At 55.7% G+C, this 17,679-nt stretch carries 5 protein-coding genes; 2 read left to right on the top strand and 3 right to left on the bottom strand.

The features are described from left to right. Nucleotides 1–117: 117 nt before the first annotated feature. Complete coding sequence (locus tag I2E77_RS05360; protein ID WP_195450758.1) at nt 118–5,424, bottom strand: glycoside hydrolase family 97 catalytic domain-containing protein; 5,307 nt, start codon at nt 5,422–5,424, stop codon at nt 118–120. A 490-nt stretch (nt 5,425–5,914) separates the two neighbouring features. Between I2E77_RS05360 and I2E77_RS05355 the strand changes: the two genes are divergently transcribed. Together I2E77_RS05355 and I2E77_RS05350 are read left to right on the top strand one after the other, a co-directional pair. Further along, nucleotides 5,915–6,934, top strand: a complete 1,020-nt coding sequence (locus I2E77_RS05355; protein WP_191363112.1) for a reverse transcriptase family protein — start codon at nt 5,915–5,917, stop codon at nt 6,932–6,934. Between the two features lie 415 nt (nt 6,935–7,349). Beyond that, nucleotides 7,350–9,635, top strand: coding sequence for a GH25 family lysozyme (locus I2E77_RS05350; RefSeq protein ID WP_195450757.1), 2,286 nt, complete (start codon nt 7,350–7,352; stop codon nt 9,633–9,635). A 418-nt stretch (nt 9,636–10,053) separates the two neighbouring features. Here I2E77_RS05350 and I2E77_RS05345 read toward each other — a convergent pair whose 3' ends face one another. Then, nucleotides 10,054–15,564, bottom strand: coding sequence for a glycoside hydrolase family 3 C-terminal domain-containing protein (locus I2E77_RS05345; protein ID WP_195450756.1), 5,511 nt, complete (start codon nt 15,562–15,564; stop codon nt 10,054–10,056). A 346-nt stretch (nt 15,565–15,910) separates the two neighbouring features. Beyond that, on the bottom strand, nt 15,911–17,650 hold the full coding sequence (locus I2E77_RS05340; RefSeq protein ID WP_195450755.1) for a hypothetical protein: 1,740 nt from the start codon (nt 17,648–17,650) through the stop codon (nt 15,911–15,913). Nucleotides 17,651–17,679 lie beyond the last annotated feature (29 nt).

Here is a 17,679-nt window from a genome sequence, read left to right as displayed (position 1 = left end):
TCCGCAGCACCACATGTGAGAAATAGAAGCATCAAATACAGAAGGACCCAATCCCGGGAGCTTCCAGGATTGGGTCCTTACTGTTTATTAGGGAAAAGCCTTCCCTTTTATTTTCGATTAGCCAATCGTTACCGTGCAATGCTTGACGGCGTTCTGGCCCGGCAGGGTGGTATAAACGCCCGTGCTCTGGCCCGGCGTGCCGATCGCATAGACTCTGTAATAGTAGTCGTTGCCGATCTTCGCCACGAACTGCGTCTTCAGCACATCGCCGTTGCCGACCGTGAAGCTCGGCGTCATGGCGTTGCCGTTGACAACCGTCATCTTGAAGCAATACGCCTGGCCATGCTTCAGCGTGAAGTTGACCGTCGTGTCGCTGCGGACATATGCGCTCACAGCCGATACATTCTGGCCTGCTGCCACAACACCGGAAGCGCCATATGCATTGCCAACGTTTGCGGACGTGCTGCCATTGCTGGAGCTGCCGGAGTTCGAACCACCGTTGCTCACTTCAACCAGGTTGGCCTTTGCCGCGCGCGCCTGTGCGACCGCGTTGTCCACAACCGCCTGGCCCTCTTCTGCGTCGAGAGTCTCGTCCGCCAGCAGGGTCTTCAGGTTTGCAATGGAAGCTGCAACCGCTGCATAGCTCGTCGCTGTGTAATCGGAAGCGTCCAGTGCTTCGAGCTCATTCAGGATTGCTTCCAGCTCGCTCTTATCTGCCTTCTTGCGCAGCGCCGCCATGGCCTCGGTCAGCGTCTGTGCCGCTTCGTTGATCGTCGCCTGCGCGTCGTCCTTCGTCAGCGCCTTTGCTGCATCCAATGCCGCCTGGAAAGCTTCCTGGCCGTCCGGCAGGTACTTGCCCTCTGCGATCTCCGCCGCTACTTCTTCCGCCTTCTCGATCAAGTCGTTCAGGCTGCTCAGGTCGGATGCACGCACCAAGCCCTCCGCTGCGTTCAGCAGGTCTTCATAGGCCTTCGTGACATCCGCTTCCAGCGGCTCGCCGTCTGCAATAACTTCCGCTGCCTGCGTCATTGCTTCTTCAAATGCCGCCCAGCTGTCGCTCGTGAAGTCGTCTTCCACCAGGCCGCTCAAAATGTTATACAGCTCTTCCAGCGCGCTCGCGTCACCCGCCTGGAAGTCCAGATAGTGGATGACGTTCAGCAGGTCATTCCAAGCCGCATCAATCTGCGCCTGGGTCGCCGTGTCGTCGTCCAATACCGCTGCCGCTGCCTCATAAGCCTCCATGAAGGCTTCCTTCGCTGCGGTGACCAGCGAATCGACGGTGCCGTCGTCCACATAGGTCTTCGCGTAGTTGTAAGTCTCTTCGAGGATGCGCTTATCGGTCACTTCGAATACGAAGTCCAGAACAACGCCGTCGCCTTCCATCGGAACCGTGTAAGTGTAGGAATCGCCGCTGATGAGCTCCGGCTCTGCGCCGTCGATGCTCACGGAGCGGAAGTTCTTGCCTTCCACGCGCGGTGCAAAGGTCAGTTCGACATTCGAACCGGTCGCAACATCCTTCATCTCGAGTTTGCCGAGCAGGTCTGCGATCTTCTGCGGTTCGCCGTCCACCGATAGGGTGACGTCCTTGTTGTTATAGGTTGCCGTGATCGTGTTGTCCTCTACCGGCGCCTCTACTACCGTGACGGTTGCCGTTGCCTTCAGATCCATCACATTCAATGCACCGTTCTCCAAAGTAATGGTGCCTTCCAGCGTGTAGGTATCCAGCGTATCGCCGTCGTAGTCGCCTGCTGCCCATGTGACAGGCAGCTCTGCCTCGGTGCCATCGAGCAAGGTCACCTTAACGGTGCTCGGCAGCTGCAGGTCTTCAAATGCAGTGCCCGCATAGACTTCGCCCAGCGCTACAGGCTCTACGTCTGTAATTGTGGTCTCGGTGCTCACAGCGAACGGGATCAGCTCGTCGTTATAGGTGAAGTCTTCGATTGTGATTTTGATGCTGTTGTTGTTACCAGCGCCGTTGCCGGTGTATACACCAAGCATGACGTTGTCCTGGCTCAGGAGCTGCGTGCAATCCTGCTCTGCAATCTGCACCCACTCTTGGCCGTCATAGCTATAATAGCCCTTGAAGATGTTGCCGTTTCTTTCCAGCTTCAAGTATGCATCTTCAGACGGATTGGTGTCCGCCACATAGGGCTCGCTATAGCCGTTCTGATAGCGCATAAACTCAAAGATATTGCCGCCAAAGCTGCTGTGGTATCTTCTCATGACAGAAGCAGCATTGTTGCTATCTGCAAATGCTGTCAATGCTACCGTCTGGTAAGCGGTATCCAAGCCGCCGCTCACCTTCACAGTGGCCGTGAAGTCTTCGTCCTTCATCGGGAAGAGCACCATGTTCTTCGGCCACGCGCTGCTATCCGTCTTTCCGTCGACATCGCCGGACAGCGAATTCTGGATCATGGACGTTTCGCTCGGGAAGGAGATATTCTCGCTGCTCTCGCGCTCGATGGTCCAGGTGTTGCGGTCCAGGGTATATTTCTCCATCTCAACCGTCACGGTGCAGGAATCCGATACGGAATCGTCCACCGGGGAGGTAGCTGTGATGACTGCCGTGCCGGGACGCAGAGCGGTGATATTGCCGCTATCGTCCACCGTCGCAACCGACGGGTCGCTGGATTCCCAAACCAGGCTGGGGATCAGCGGCTCTTCCGGCGTAATGGTCACATCCAACGTGGTGCTGGTATTGCGCTCCAGAGTCAATTCATGCTCTGCAAATTCGATGGTTTCTGCCGCGGAGGGCTTTTCTTTTGTGAAGATGACTGCGCAGCCGCCGCCGTCCTTCATCGGAACGGTGAGGGTGTCGTCCTTCGTGACCTTCTCGATTTCGAGCTTCAGGCCACGGTTGCTCGTGCCGTCATCCGCATAGACCATCGCATAATATTCGCCGTCGTCCAGGAAATCGAGCTTGAATTCTGCGTCGCGCGCTTCGTCAGTAATCGCGCAGGCATACCACTTGTCCCCGCTGCGGCGTGCCAATTCGGTAAACTCGCCCGGATAGCCGTCGATGAAATGCGTGTCGTCCCAAACAGACGGGAAGTCCTTATAGAAGGAGAGTGCCGGGCTGCTCTGATAATCTTCCACGCTGCTGGCCAAGCAGTGCATGCCGCTCGTAATCAAAACGGACAATGCTACCTGGAAGCCGGATGTGGTGGAGCCGCCTCTCGGATAGACCGTCTCCGTTACGTCGGCCGGGCCAACTGCATTACGGGTAAACGGCAAAATCGTGTACTGCTCTGCCCTCAGGTCGCCCATTTCCTGTCCATAGATGCCCTCGCGGGTCAGGATGCCCGGGTGGGTGCGGACTTCACCGGTCGGCTTGTTCGCGCCGTGGACATTCGTAACCAGGTGCAGTCTCTCACAGTCTGCATAGACGTCTTCCATCAGCTGGACACGTTCGTCGGTCTCGCGGTCAAAGAAGTCAACCTTGATGCCCTTGATGCCGAGCCCTGCCCAACGGTCCAAACGCTGTGCGCGTTTTTCCGCTGTATTCAAGTCGTCGACGTGTACCCATGCGATCAGGCCGACGCCCTTTTCGTTTGCATATTTAATGACATCTTCAATCCAACCGTACTCACCAAAGTAACGGGTACCGTCGCCCTGGTTCGAACGCGGCTGCCAGCCTTCGTCCATGATGAAGTACTTCCAGCCCATCTCGGATGCAAAGTCGATATATTTCTTGATCTGATCCGGATCGGACTGCATGCCTGCGCCGCCAACCAGCCAAGTCCAGGAGCAAACGCCCGGCTCTGCCCAGCTGTAATCGCCCTCTGCCGGATCGGGGCTGAGGTTTTCGGTCATGGTGTTCTCGTTGATGTCGCCCAAGGTGCCAACAACGGTAAAGCGCCACGGGAATGCAAACGTTCCCTCTACGGTCGGGTCCGTGCTCTGCAACGGCGTTGCGGAAACTTTCAGTTGCCCATCCTGCGCCACAACCATGGAACCCATGTATCCCGTCAGCAAAGCTTCCGAAATCATGCCGAACGTGCCGTCCGGGGTTTCATACAGCATCGGGATCGTCTGGTTGCCGCTGACCGACTCTGCCGTATATTTATAGAAATGCGACTCATAGGAATAAGCGCCGCTGCCATAGGCCATTGCCCAAACGTTGGACCCTGCGGGGAGCTTAAACGTCGTCGCTTCATCCTCGACCGCATAGGACTCGCCCTCCGGCCCATGGATGACATAGCGGAACGCCAAGCCATCGTCATATGCGCGAACTACAACGTCAAACTGCACGCCTTCCTTCATGAAGGTAATCGTGCGCTCTGTATAGTGGTTGCGGTACTCGGCCTTCTTATGGGAATTGACCGAATAGGTCTCGTCCACGGTCGTCGCATCGGAAACCGATACAAATTCCAAGCCCTCGGAGAAATCGCCAATCTCGGTCTTCATGCCCATTGCGCCGAAATCCAGGACGGGTTTTTCCTCGCGCAGGACGCTGTAGGAAAGGTTGCCATTGTCGCCCAGCATGAAGATGCCGCCGACTTCGCCGCTCGGGGAAGCGACCGACCACACTTTGCCTTCCACCTCGTCACCCACAATCAGGTCGATGGAAGCGCTCTTGGTGATGCCGTTCAATGTAACATCGCAGGTGATCGTTGCCAAGCCGTTTGCAACTGCGGTGATTTTTCCGCTGTCGTCAACCGTTGCAACCTGGTCGTCACTGCTGGTGTAAGAAATCTCTGCACTGGAAAGATCGGCAACGCTATCATCCACCAATGTGCCGGCCAAGCTGATGTTCGCCGTCTCACCAGCATCCAAAATCGTCTTATCCGCAGAAACAGTCACCTTATAAAGGTTCTGCTGTACAGTGGCGTCCAGAATCAATTTTGCATCCGCCCAAACGCTGTGGTCGGAACCGTTGCCGTCGCCAGCTTCTGTTGTAATCAGGATCAGCTGTTTTGCATCCGCCGGGATCTCCACATCCACATACTGCTGCGGATCGGATTCTGCGATGCGATCTACCGTAAACAGCACCTCGTCGTCCGCCTTAACGGTAAAGCCGCAGGTGCCGTTCGTTTTGGAATAGTTAACGCCTATGTAGGACTGGAAGCGCTGCACGCCGCGTCCTTCGATGTCGTAAACCAATTCCGAAGCTGCGTGTGCGCAGATACCCTTCTCATAGACCTTGGTGCCGCCGTCTTCCGTGCGCAGCTTCAAGGGCAAGTTTTCAAGGCCCTCATCAAGCATCAAACTGCCCCAGCCGACGGTCGCCTTCGCAGGCTGCATATCGCTGAGGTAACGAGTGATTGTCTCCTCTTCCCCGTCGTTTACCACGGAAACAGAGGCCTGGCTGCTGGGATTCAGAGCAACCATATTGGTCTGCGCCATTGCGGTTACGCCACTTGCCACCGCCATCTGAACGGCGAGTACCAGCGCAACAGCAGAGCGCCATGTTTTTCTTTTCAACTTAAGTCTCCTCCTTTTAATCAAAATAACTTCCCAAATGATTATGGTCTTCTTTAATGAGGCATCCGCTCGACTGGCGGATCCTTATTATGATCCTCCTTTCTTTTCCTTCACTAGAAACCATGTTGAAACCTAAAGTATTATAGCACTATGTTATGACTTTTTCTAGTACAATTTAAAAAATTTGTGGAAAAGTCCTTACATTCCTTTTGGTACGAAAGAATTTGTGATATGTTACAAAATTAGAATAGAATTTTGTAAAGAAATATGATACAGTATTCGTTAGGCGGGACAACAGCGCTTTCCGTGGCCATTGTCAGCACGGCTGGCCGGGGAGTCGCCGGCCAATAGGATATCTGGGCAGAAAGAGGCATGCGGGATTCGCCGTGTAATCGATACACTGCGTGTATTCCCACACGGCTGTGCCCGCATCCCTTCAGGTGTTTGATGTGTTGCCCCGCCGCACCTTTAAAAATCAGGAGGGAAGCGGATGATCCAGACACCCGAAGACTTTTGCCAATGGCTCCAGCCAGATGCTTCCATCCGTTCCGTGCAAAAAAGCTTGTATTGGCTTTTGTCCCTGCGGTCCGCCCGGAAAAAGCGGCGGGAATATCAAGTTTTCTGGCTGGCCAAGCGCGGCGGCGGTTACCGCCCGGTTGCGGCGCCCTCTCTTGGGCTTAAAAAGGTGCAACGCGGTATCCTTTCGCTGTTGTCTGTGGGGGAAGTCTCTCCCCATGCGACCGCTTATCAGCCGGGCTGCACGCTTTTGCGCAATGCGGCCCCGCATGTCGGGCAACCCTTCGTGGTCAAGCTCGACATCGCTAATTTCTTTGGGAGCATTCCTTTTCCAGCGGTCTATGCGGCCATCGACCGTGCCTTGTGCAGGAATCCAGAGATCCAATCATCCGCCAAGGCATCCTCTGCAAGGGAAGGAGCCACCGAAAGTTACAACGCGGCCCTGAGTTTTTTCTTTGCTACTCTCTGCACCCTCGACGGCGTTTTGCCGCAGGGCGCCCCCACCAGCCCGCTGTTGTCCAATCTAGTCTTTTTCCCTTTGGACTGCCGAATCGCTGCGTTTTGCGAGGGCCGTAAAATCCATTACACCCGGTACAGCGACGACCTGACCTTTTCGGGCGACTTTTCACCGGATACGCTGATCCGTTTTATACGGCGGCTTTTGTGCGAGCACGGATTCCTTCTTCATGAATCGAAAACCGTTATCGCCCGGCGGGGAAACCGGCAACAAGTGACCGGCATCCTCGTAAACGACCGCCCGCAGGCCGGGCGTAAATTCCGCAGGCGCATCCGGCAGGAACTCTATTATATTCAACGCTTCGGCCTATCCTCCCATCTGCTCCACGAAGGGCGGACGGGCGAGTCATGCGCCCCAGGGCCCTATCTTCACAGTTTGCTCGGCCGCATCCAATTTGTGCTGCAAGTGTGCCCATATGACCGGGAATTTCTGGGATACCGGGCATACATTTTGCAACAAATGAAACATTATACATAAATATGACGAAAATTAGGCGGCACGGGCCGCCTTTTTTTCTGTCCCTTTTACTTCCTCCCTAACGGCCTCTTCTATCCCCCTGCCTTCGTCGTACAAACGTTTCCGATCCTTCCAGGAATCCCCTGTTCTACGCCATTTTTCCTCTGTGTTTTTCTATTCTTTCCCATATTTGCATATCCCCTCTGTGTACTTGACATAATTCTGGAATTCCCATATAATCAAACACGAAAACCATGTAAAAATCCGCCGGATTTTGCATGAAGTTCCGTGCCGGATGCGGCCCGGCCAACCAGAAGAAAGGGGATATGCGATTGAACGAACCATTTAAAAAAACATGCAAACAGCTTTCATCTGTGCGGAGCGTTGTTCCGGCTGCGCGTGTTCGCGGCGTAGCCGCTTTAAAGGAGGAGCCCAATTGAAAAAAATACTCGCTTTGCTTTTGACGTTCTGTCTCACATTTTACTGTGGGGCTGCTGCTTTTGCGGAGGATGTTTCCGCTGTTGCGGCTACGTCTACAGGAACTTTTCAAATTGATAACACGTCCATTGCGATAAAAGTCGGGGAAAGCGCGGTGATTACCGCTTATGAAAATGGTTCCCCCACGATGAACGCCACATGGACCGTCAGCAATCCAAGCATTGCATCCGTCAGCAATGGTCTGGTGACAGGCCACCAGCTTGGTACAACGACCGTCACCGCCACGAACAGCGCGGGAGAAAGCGCAACCTGCTATGTACACGTTGTCTTAAAGGGGATTGATGTGTCCTCCTGGCAAGGAAATATTGATTGGGGAACGGTCAAAAACCAAGGGATCGACTTCGCAATTATCCGCACCGGATATGGGAAGACCGCCCCGGAAGTGCAGACCGACGCCTATTTTGCGCAGAATTACAGCGGCGCCACCGCAAATGGCATTAAAGTGGGGGTATACCACTTTAGCTATGCGGAAACCGTAGAAGACGCCCTTCAGGAGGCTGACTTCTGTTTGAGCATTTTGGATGGGCGTGAACTGGATTACCCCGTCTTTTACGACATCGAGGACACTGTCCACCGCACCATGGATACCAATTTGATGGCGGACATTGTGGAGGCGTTCTGCGGGAAAATAGAAGCGGCCGGTTATCGCACTGGCGTCTATAGTTCGGTCAACATCTTTAATTCCAACCTATCCAGCCCGCGCCTTGATAAGTATGACCGCTGGGTGGCAAGCTGGGGCAGGGATGTGGCCAACCTCGATAAAGCTTATACCATTTGGCAGTATGCATACGGCACCCTAGCGGGGATCAGTGGGAATGTGGACTTGAACTACTCCTTTAAGGACTATTCACAGGCTGGTACGCCTGTGGCCCCGTCCAACCCAACCACGCCTTCCATCTCGTGCGACACATCTTCTTATGCGTTTGGTTCCAACGATGTATACTATTATAAGGTAGTTACATCCAGTGCAACGCAGCCGACCGCGACCTCTTCCAACCCGTCGGCTGTTTCCGTTACATTTGGCAAGAAGGTGAGCGACGGGTATATTTTCCAAATCAATAACGTCGGTTCTGGCACAGCGACTATCACCACAACCACGGCGGAGGGCGCTTCGGTCAGCTTCCAGGCCACCGGCAATAAATCTGCAACACCGGCATTGACCTGTGACACATCGTCTTATACATTTAGTAATAATTCTGTATATTATTATAAAGTGTTTACAGACAGTATCGTGCAGCCAACCGCGACTTCTTCCAACCCTGCGGTTGTATCCGTGACGTTTGGAAAAAAGGTCTCGGGCGGGTATATCTTCCAGATCAACAACGTTGGTACGGGCACGGCGGTGATCACCACGACCACTGCGGACGGTGCTTCGGTCAGCTTCCAAGCGACCGGCAACAAGTCCATCGTTTCCTCTACGTTGACTTGCGACACCACTTCTCCCTATACATTTGGTAGTAATTCGACTTATTACTACAAAGTGTTTACAAACAGTACCACACAACCGACCGCCACATCTTCCAACCCTTCAGCTGTTTCCGTTACGTTTGGTAAGAGGGTGAGCGACGGGTACATCTTCCAGATCAACAATGTCGGCACGGGGACGGCGGTCATCACCACAACAACGGCCGATGGCGCTTCCGTCAGCTTCCAGGCAACGGGCACGCGGTCCACTTCAAGCGGTACGCCGCTGCGGTGTGACACCACCTCTCCTTATACATTTGGTAGCAATTCGGCATATTACTACAAAGTGTTCACCACCAGTGCAACGCAGCCGACTGCCACATCTTCCAACCCGTCCGCCGTTTCGGTCACCTTCGGCAAGAAGGTAAGCGACGGGTACATCTTCCAGATCAACAATGTCGGCACGGGAACGGCGGTGATTACGACGACGGTGGACGGTTCCTCCGTCAGCTTCCAGGCCACCGGCAATCGTTCTTCGTCGTCGGGGTCCACCCCCACCGGGAGCCTGACCTGTGACACCACGCATCCCTTTACCATCCGGCAGGGAAACATTTATACGTTCCTGTTTACACCGAATGGAAACGTTGGAACCCCACAGTTCACCACCGGCAACAGCAATGTTTTGATCACCGCCGGCCTGAAGCTGCGCAATGGTTCCTACCTGTTGACGGTCAAGGGCGTCGGCGCCGGCAGCACGGGCATCTATGCGACCATCCCCGGTCAAGCGCCGGTCAACTACTGCACGGTAAACGTCGAGTAATTCAAGACAACACATAAAAGGCCCCAACCCTGGGAATCTCCCCGGGGTTGGGGCCTTACTGTTATCGGGAAGAATCCTTCCCTTTTATTTTAGATTAGCCAATGGTTACCGTACAGTGCTTGATCGGACGCGCAGCGTCCTTCGCGGGCACACAGTGCCTTTCGCGGACCTCCGGTCTGGACACGCCTACGGCGGCAACCACGGAAGCAAACCGCAATTATGGCATGTTCCGCTCTATAGGGGAAGCCCTACAGAAGAAAGCGAAAAAATTCCTAAAGACAGGAAGCCATCGTTCTGCATTAGATATGAAAAAGGAAAGCACGAAATATAGAAAAGGGCCCCGCCTCGGGAAAACTCCCGGGCTGGGCCCTCGTTGTTTATAGGGAAAAATCTTTCCCTTTTATTTTACTATTTCCGATTAGCCAATCGTCACGGCACAGTGCTTCACTGCGTTCTGGCCCGGCAGGGTGGTGTAAACGCCCGTGCTCTGGCCCGGCGTGCCGATGGCATAGACTCTGTAGTAGGAATCGTTGCCAATCTTCGCCACAAACTGCGTCTTGAGCACATCGCCGTTGCCGACCGTAAAGCTCGGCGTCATGGCGTTGCCGTTCACGACCGTCATCTTGAAGCAGTATGCGCTGCCTCTCTTCAAGGTGAAGTTGACCGTCGTATCGGAAACCACATACGCATTCGCTGCCACGCTCTGGCTTGCAGATACAACGCCCGCTGCGCCGTATGCGTTGCCGACGTTGGCAGACGTGCTGCCCTTCGAACTCGTGGAGGTGCTCTTCTCGACCAGACCGTCGATGCTGTTCTCCAACGCCTCGACTGCGTCTGCAACCTCTTCCTCGGTCGCTTCTGCGTCGTTCAGGACTGCCTTCGCGGTGCTCAATGCGGCCTTCATCGTTGCCACGCTCTTCGTCGTGTACTTATTGGTATTGATTGCCTCGGCTTCCCCGATCAATGCTTCCAGAGCATCCTTATCCGGGATCAGGCGCAGGGCGGAGATCGCCGCTGCCAAATCTTCTGCTGCGGTATCCACCGCATCCTGCGTTGCGTTTGCATCTTCCAGCACGGTCTTTGCTTCGGCCAGGACGGTCTCAAAGCTCGTCCATGCGTCATTCTGGATGTACTGGCCGGCGTTTTCAACAATGCCGTCGCCCTTGAGGACCAGCGCTTCCAGCTCGGTGACGTCTGCGCGGTAGACCAAGCCATAGATGGCGTCATACAGCGCATCCACCGCTGCGGTGATGTCCGCTTCCAGGACTTCTTCATCGTCCAGCAGGTCTTCCGCCGCTGCATACGCTTCGTCCAGCGCTGCCAGGCTGTCCGGCGTGAACAGGTCGCGGTTGATGGACTCTGCGATCTCCATCGGGATTTCCAGCTGGCTCTTGTCGCCTGCGGCAAAGCTCAGATAATGCAGTGCGTCGATCAAGTTGCTCCATGCGGTGTTGATCTCGTCCTGCGTTGCGGTCTTCTTTGCTTCGACGTCCTTCGCCGCCTGCAAGGCTGCTTCGTACTTCTCTTTCACGGACGGTACAGCTTCCGCTGCTTCGTCCGCACGGCCTTCTGCAATCTCGATGGTCGTGCGTAGGATCTGCTTGTTCACCACGGTGAAGGAGAAATCCAGCGCTGTGTCACCGCTGCCCATCGTACCCTCATAGATGTAGGCCGTGGTATCGGTGTCTGCATCGAACACAACCGGTTCGCCGTTTACAGAGATTGCCGCAAATTCCTCGCCCTCTACGCGCGGGGTAAAGGTCAGCGTATAGGAAGCATCCTTTTCCATTGCTGTCTCATAGCGGCCGATCAGGTTTGCAATGGTCATGTCTTCGCCATCCACGGCCAGCTGTGCGCTGGTGGGATACGTAACAATCAGATCGCCCGGTTCTGCTGGCGTGTCGACAGCCGTAAATTCGAACCAGTTCAGGTTCAGGCCGCCGGTCGTCATCAAGACCTTAACCTTATATTTTCCCGCCTCGAGATACACGCGCGGGCCTTCTCTGGTCACCCAGTTCTGCCAGCCGCCGGTCCCGCCGGTGGTGAAGGATGCAAACGTCTCGCCCTTGATCTGCATCACGAACGTATACTGCCCAAGCGCATCCTGCCCACTGGAAATTCGGGCCGCAATGTCATAATAGCCGGATTTCTGGATCTCGATGTTATAGATGGCATATTCGCCCTTGTCGCAATAGCCCAGGTTGCGGCCGCCATCCTCATCCGATGTGTTTTCGGGCCGCATGGTCCCCGAAATGCTGGCATACTGATCCGCGGCCTTGATCCGGGTTGTTCCCGAACCGACTGGGATATACTCCGACTCCATGCTGGTGTCGAAGCGGAGATAATCAAATTTTGCCGTCAGATGGTCGCCGTCCACAGAGCCATCGGAGGCCAACAGGCCAACCTTTGGATCGGAATAGTTCCCAGAGGCCGAAGCCCCCAGATCATAATAGGTCTCGCCGTCCACGCTGATCGCACCGGTATAGGTGTTCCCGCGCTTGGAGAGCTTCAGATACATGACGTTGTCCGTCACCAAGTCGGCCAGATCCTTGCTGGCAACCAGCTGGCTGTGGGTCCCGTTGCTCTCCTGCGAGAGGAAGAAGTTCGCGCCGGGACGCTGGGCGCTGCTGCTCTCATTGTATTCCATGCGGAACGTGATGTAATTGTCCTCGTCCTGCATGACGATCATGCCGATCTCTTGATAAATCCGATGCGGTTTCTGGTCAAAGGTCACCTTGGTATAGGCGTCCCAGTTGCCGGCGGCCGGCTGCGTCACATAGTTGCACAGGTTGTCGTTCGTCTGGTACAGGTCGCCCACCTCTGTGGTGATGCACAGGGCGCCGTCCTCAAGCTTGAGGTTTTCCGGATTCGGGCGGTTGACGGTCCAGAAGCTTTGCAGCTCGGTACCATCGAATTCATCGCTCCGCGGCCCCTGCGAGAAGCGGACCGTATAGACAAACGCCTGATCCGGGGATTCGCAGCGGATGACGGCGACATGCGTATCGGGATCATAATCAACGGTATAGGTCACGCCTTCCGGCACGTCGGCTGTGATCTCCGGGATGGATGCCATATCCTCCAACAGGACGGAATAGTCCGTGAGGGTGGATTCAAACTCTAGGATGGACTCGCCATTGACCTGGATGTCATCCGCATACGCATAGGTCGGGTTCTCAAATACCGGCGGGAGCCCCGCTTCATCGGTAAAGATCACTTTATAGATGCGCTCTTCCATGCCCTCGTTGGCATAGATGACCGCAATGGGGTTCTCCTGGGTTGCCTGAACCACCTGGACCTTCACGCCGTCCGGCGCTTCCACGGCCACTTCAGGGATTTCCACGCCTTCGCTCAGCTTGGTGTAGACTTCATAGTCCAGCACCAGCGGATTGAAGATGCGGATGGCGCGTCCGCCGACCGTCAGGCTGCTGATCATCGGGTCGCCCGGCTCGCTCTTTTCGACGCTGAACCAATGCTCGCCCGGCTCATAGGGGCTTACATAGTCCAAATCATACATGCGTGCGAACGCTGGGGACTTGATCAGGCAGTTCAGCACATTGATCGCACTGCGCTGCACTTCGCCAAGGGTCAGCACACCGGCGTTGACCGCATTGACAATGGAATCCGCTTCGTCCGCCACAGGCATCGCAATGTCGTTCTGTGCGCGGACCATGGCGGCCTCCTGGCGGAGCAGGCCGTCCTCGTTTTCGTTGGCCCACCAGTCGGTCATGACCATGCCGTCAAAGCCCCACTCGTTGCGCAGGGTCGTGGTGCACAGGTCATAGTTGGAAGCGGCCCAAATGCCGTTGATCTTGTTGTAGGAGGTCATGATGGTACCGGTGTTTCCATCGCGCACCACAATTTCAAAGCCCTTGAGGTAAATTTCACGCAAGGCACGCTCCGAAACGCGGGAGTCGTTATTATTCCGGTTCTGCTCCTGGTTGTTGGCCGCAAAGTGCTTCGGTGTAACCACAGCGCCGCTCTTCTGCACGCCGCGGGTTGCCGCAGAAGCGATCACGCCGGTGAGCACGGGGTCTTCGGAGAAGTATTCAAAGTTGCGGCCGCAGAGCGGGTCGCGATGGATGTTGATGCCAGGCCCCAACATGCATTCCACATTGTTGAGAACCAGTTCCTGTCCGTGCAGGGTGTGCAGCTTTTCCACCAGCTCGGTGTTCCACGTGCAGGCCATCAGCGTGCCGATGGGCAGCGCCGTCGCCAGCTCGCCGTCGTCCATGCGGATACCGGACGGTCCGTCCGCACAGCAGCCGATCGGGATACCGAACGCCTTGAGGCTGTCCGTCAAGCCGCCAAACGCGGAAGCTGTGCCCGGGGTGACCTTCGGGCTGTTCATGCCCTCACCGCGGCACAGATAGGCGACATCCTCCAGCGGGAGCTGCGCCACAAATTCTTCCATGCTGATATCACCGTTATAGACATCCAGAAGCGTATAGCCCTGGTCGCCCGTCGGTTCGATCGTCTCCGGCAGGTTCGCCTGGATGCGCTCGTTGACGTCCACTGTGCGGGTGGGCACCGGCTCCATCTCCATGATGATGTTGCCCTCTGCATCTTCCGTTGCAGCCATGCGCTCAAACGCATGGTCCGGGTCCACCGCCATGACTTCTTGGAGCTGTTCAACCACGCGCAGCTCCGGCTCCGTATGGGTGTACACCACGTCGCAGTCGCGCACGGATGTGCCCACATAGACCGGATAATCGCCCGCTTCCAGTACATAGGCGGACTTATGGCCTGTCTTGCCTGCATCGTCATAGGAAGCCATATGGTCGATGTCATAGGAGATGGTCATCTCCTGGGAATCGCCTGGCTGCAGGAGACCGGTCTTTGCAAAGCCCGCCAGGGACTTCGCCGCCTTACCCAGCTCTCCCTGCGGCGCGCCGTAGTAGACCTGGACAACCTGCTTGCCCTTATAATCGCCCGTATTCGTTACGTTTACGGTGATTTCAATCTTGCCGTCCACTTCTTCCACGGAGGTGGTTTTCACGGTGAAGTCGGTATAGGTGAGGCCAAAACCGAAGGGATACAGCACCTTATCCGGCGCAAACGTCTCAAAGTAGCGGTATCCCACATAGATGTCCTCAACATAGTTGTTGTACTCATTATTGCCGAAGTTCCCGGCGGAAGGATAATCCTCATACGACGTAGCGATGGTATCGCTCAGCTTTCCGGAGGCCGGGACATCACCGCTGACAACGTCTGCGACCGCCTTGCCGCCTTCCATACCGCCGTGCCAAACGTACATCACGGACTCGACGCCGTACTCTTCCACCCAGCTCATGTCGATGATATTGCCGACATTCAACAGGACGGCCACATGGTCAAATTGGTTGGTGACCTTTTGGATCATGTCGCGTTCGTCGTCGGTCAGGAGGAAGCTTCCCTCCGTGTTGCTGGCGTCCTTGCTCTCGCCCGCAGTGCGGCCGAGCACGATGATCGCCTTATCGGATTTGGAAGCTGCGTCTGCAACCAGCTCTTCGGTCACGGGCATTTCCGCCTGGCTCCAGGGCTCGGTCCAATCCCCGATGCCCACCGGCGGGTTCTCCGCGACCCAGTCTTCATAGACTTTCGCCAGGTCCTCGTTGACATGGATCTTCGGATTTTTGCGGAAGCCATCGAGGATGTTTGTCACGTGATCGACGTTTACCTTGCCGCCGGAACCGGTGCCGCTCTTGAAATAGTTGATTTGAATGCGTCCGAACACCGAAACCGTTTCATATGGCTTCACCGGCAGGGTTTGGTCCTCGTTCTTCAGCAGGACCGCGCCCTCCGCAGCCGTCTGCCGGGATAGGTCGGCCAAACCGTCCACCGTTTTGGCCGAGGCCGTTGCAAACGGCAGGCAGGAGGTAATCATACATGCGCTGCACAAAATGGCCAGCGTCCGTCTCCATGGCTTTTGTCCGAAAGTTCTCTTTTTCATTCTTGCACTCCTCTCCACATGAAATTCTTTCCTATTCCAAAAAAGATCCCCTACCCTCCTTTCATCCGATAAATAACATTACCGGAATTCCTTATTTTTCCAATGTCTTCCGAAACTATTAAATCATTTTCATAAACAATTGTCAACTAGTTCATAATATTTATATAAAACAATTAATAACCAAATCTCTCAAAACACGAACGGGGAAAACAGGCCAACAACTGCACCATGGCCTGCGCGCCTCCCGACGCGTTCCATGCATCGCAAAAAAACAACCGGCTGCCACATGGTTCGTCATGTGACAGCCGGTTGTTTGGTGATATTTTTCAATGGAATCGAAATTCCGTTATACTCCCCCATCCGAAACGGCGGCGGAAATCCCCTGTGCATGGAGCCAATCCTCCCACTTCTGAAGATTGTCCTCGTCGGCCAAGAGCTGATACCGCAGCATGGGTTCCTCAAACGGCACGCCGCATACCTGCGCGCGCAGCGCATACTGCTTCAACAGCTTCCAAACCACCGGGCAATGCTCTTCCACCAAGCGTTCGGTCTCCGCATCCGCAAAAGAAGCCTCCTGGAACGCAGGGATGTCCTCCAGTTGGCAGGCCGTCTCCCAATCGGGCAGGTCGCAGGGGTATTGCCCCAATTGGCTGGTCATCCAACTGGCCAGCATCACTTCCACATCGGCGCCATCCTCCAGGGCGCGCTCCTCTGGGTAAGCGGGGTCTGCATCTTCCCACATGGGCAGCAATTCCTCCGACTGGAACCAGCGGTTGTAGACCTCTCCGCCGTCCTCCCCCAGCAGTTCCGCCAAGAGCGCCGCAGGCGAGAAGTCCTCCCCGCCCTTTTCCAAAACCGCACGCAGCACCGCGTCCTTCCCCCCAGATCGCTCTTCCGCGCGATCCTCCACCAGCTTGACCACCAGTGGCGCCTGGATATAATGCAGGAATTCCGTCCGTCCTGCGGATTCCGAAAGATCCGCCTCGTCCATGGGCGCAAATGAGAAAAGGGCCGGGTCCTTTATTTTGATCGTCAAATACCGGTTAAACAGGGAGTTGAACTGCCATTCAGGGCGGATATCCAGCACTTCCCGCTGTGCCTCCGGCAGCGCTCCCATGGAGGCGTTCTCATAATAGGTCGCCAATCCCTCGTAAAACCAGAGGTTTGGCGCGGCATGGAAGGTCTGTGTCGGGACCGCATGGTCGAAATAGGCGTGGAACATGCGATGGCTGAGCAATTCCCAGTCCCGCCGGTCCGCCGCGTCAAAGGTTGCGCATACACTGTGCACCCCCGCTCCGCCGATCACGTCCCCTTCCTCTGTTGGCAAGAGGATGATCTGATACGGCTGCTCCTCTGTGCCGAACCGCTCCGCATAGTAGGCGCGCAGGGTGGCGATGCCGGAGGCGACCTCCTGCGGGAATTGCCCCTCTTCCCCCGCGATCCCATAGACCGCCGCACCGCCGGTCTGCTCTGCGGGAAAGTATTGCGCAAAGTTCCCCATGGCAAAGGCGTCGTTGTTGAGGTTGTAGGCGTCCGCCCAGGTCACATCCTGAAGCTCTTCAAAGGGCAGGATGGCCGTCCAGCCCTCCCGCGCCTTGAGCGAGACACGCAGTGAGCGCACCACCGCCTCATCCTGCGGGAACCCGTCCTGATAGAATTCCATCGGCAGGAGCAGCGCTTGGCCGCCGTCGAACACACAGTATTCCTCCTGCACCATCCCCCTTTGGCCGTGCTTCCCGGATGCACCCAACGGCACCTGATAGACCAGCGAAACGTCGGCCCCACGCCCCAACTCAAATGTCAGGAAGTCCTCCGTCTGATGGGCCGGCAGGCTCACTCCATCCGCCCCCATGCACGATTGTACGGTCACATCCTTATCCCCTATATATAAGGAAACGGTTTTCCCTCGCGATAGGGGGGAATTATGTACTTCCAGCACAACCTCCAGCGTATTGGCCTTTACCTCCGGGGCCGATACCGTATAGTGGAGATCATACTTTGGATCTACCACGCAAACGGCCACGATTGCCGCCGCCAAGATTGCCAAAATGCCCCCAAGCGCAATCCATCTTCCTTGATGTTTCATAGTTCCTCCTCAACAGGGGGGCGTTCCCC

Origin of the sequence: Anaeromassilibacillus sp. 1001302B_160321_C8, assembly GCF_015554745.1 — a bacterium.
Lineage (GTDB): Bacteria > Bacillota > Clostridia > Oscillospirales > Acutalibacteraceae > Anaeromassilibacillus > Anaeromassilibacillus stercoravium.
Note: the sequence above shows the minus strand (reverse complement) of the source record. Positions and strands in the feature narration are given on the sequence as shown.

Coding starts and splice junctions, on each gene's coding strand:
- I2E77_RS05340 (WP_195450755.1), bottom strand. CDS start 17,650: ATGAAACATCAAGGAAGATGGATTGCGCTTGGGGGCATTTTGGCAATC.
- I2E77_RS05355 (WP_191363112.1), top strand. CDS start 5,915: ATGATCCAGACACCCGAAGACTTTTGCCAATGGCTCCAGCCAGATGCT.
- I2E77_RS05345 (WP_195450756.1), bottom strand. CDS start 15,564: ATGAAAAAGAGAACTTTCGGACAAAAGCCATGGAGACGGACGCTGGCC.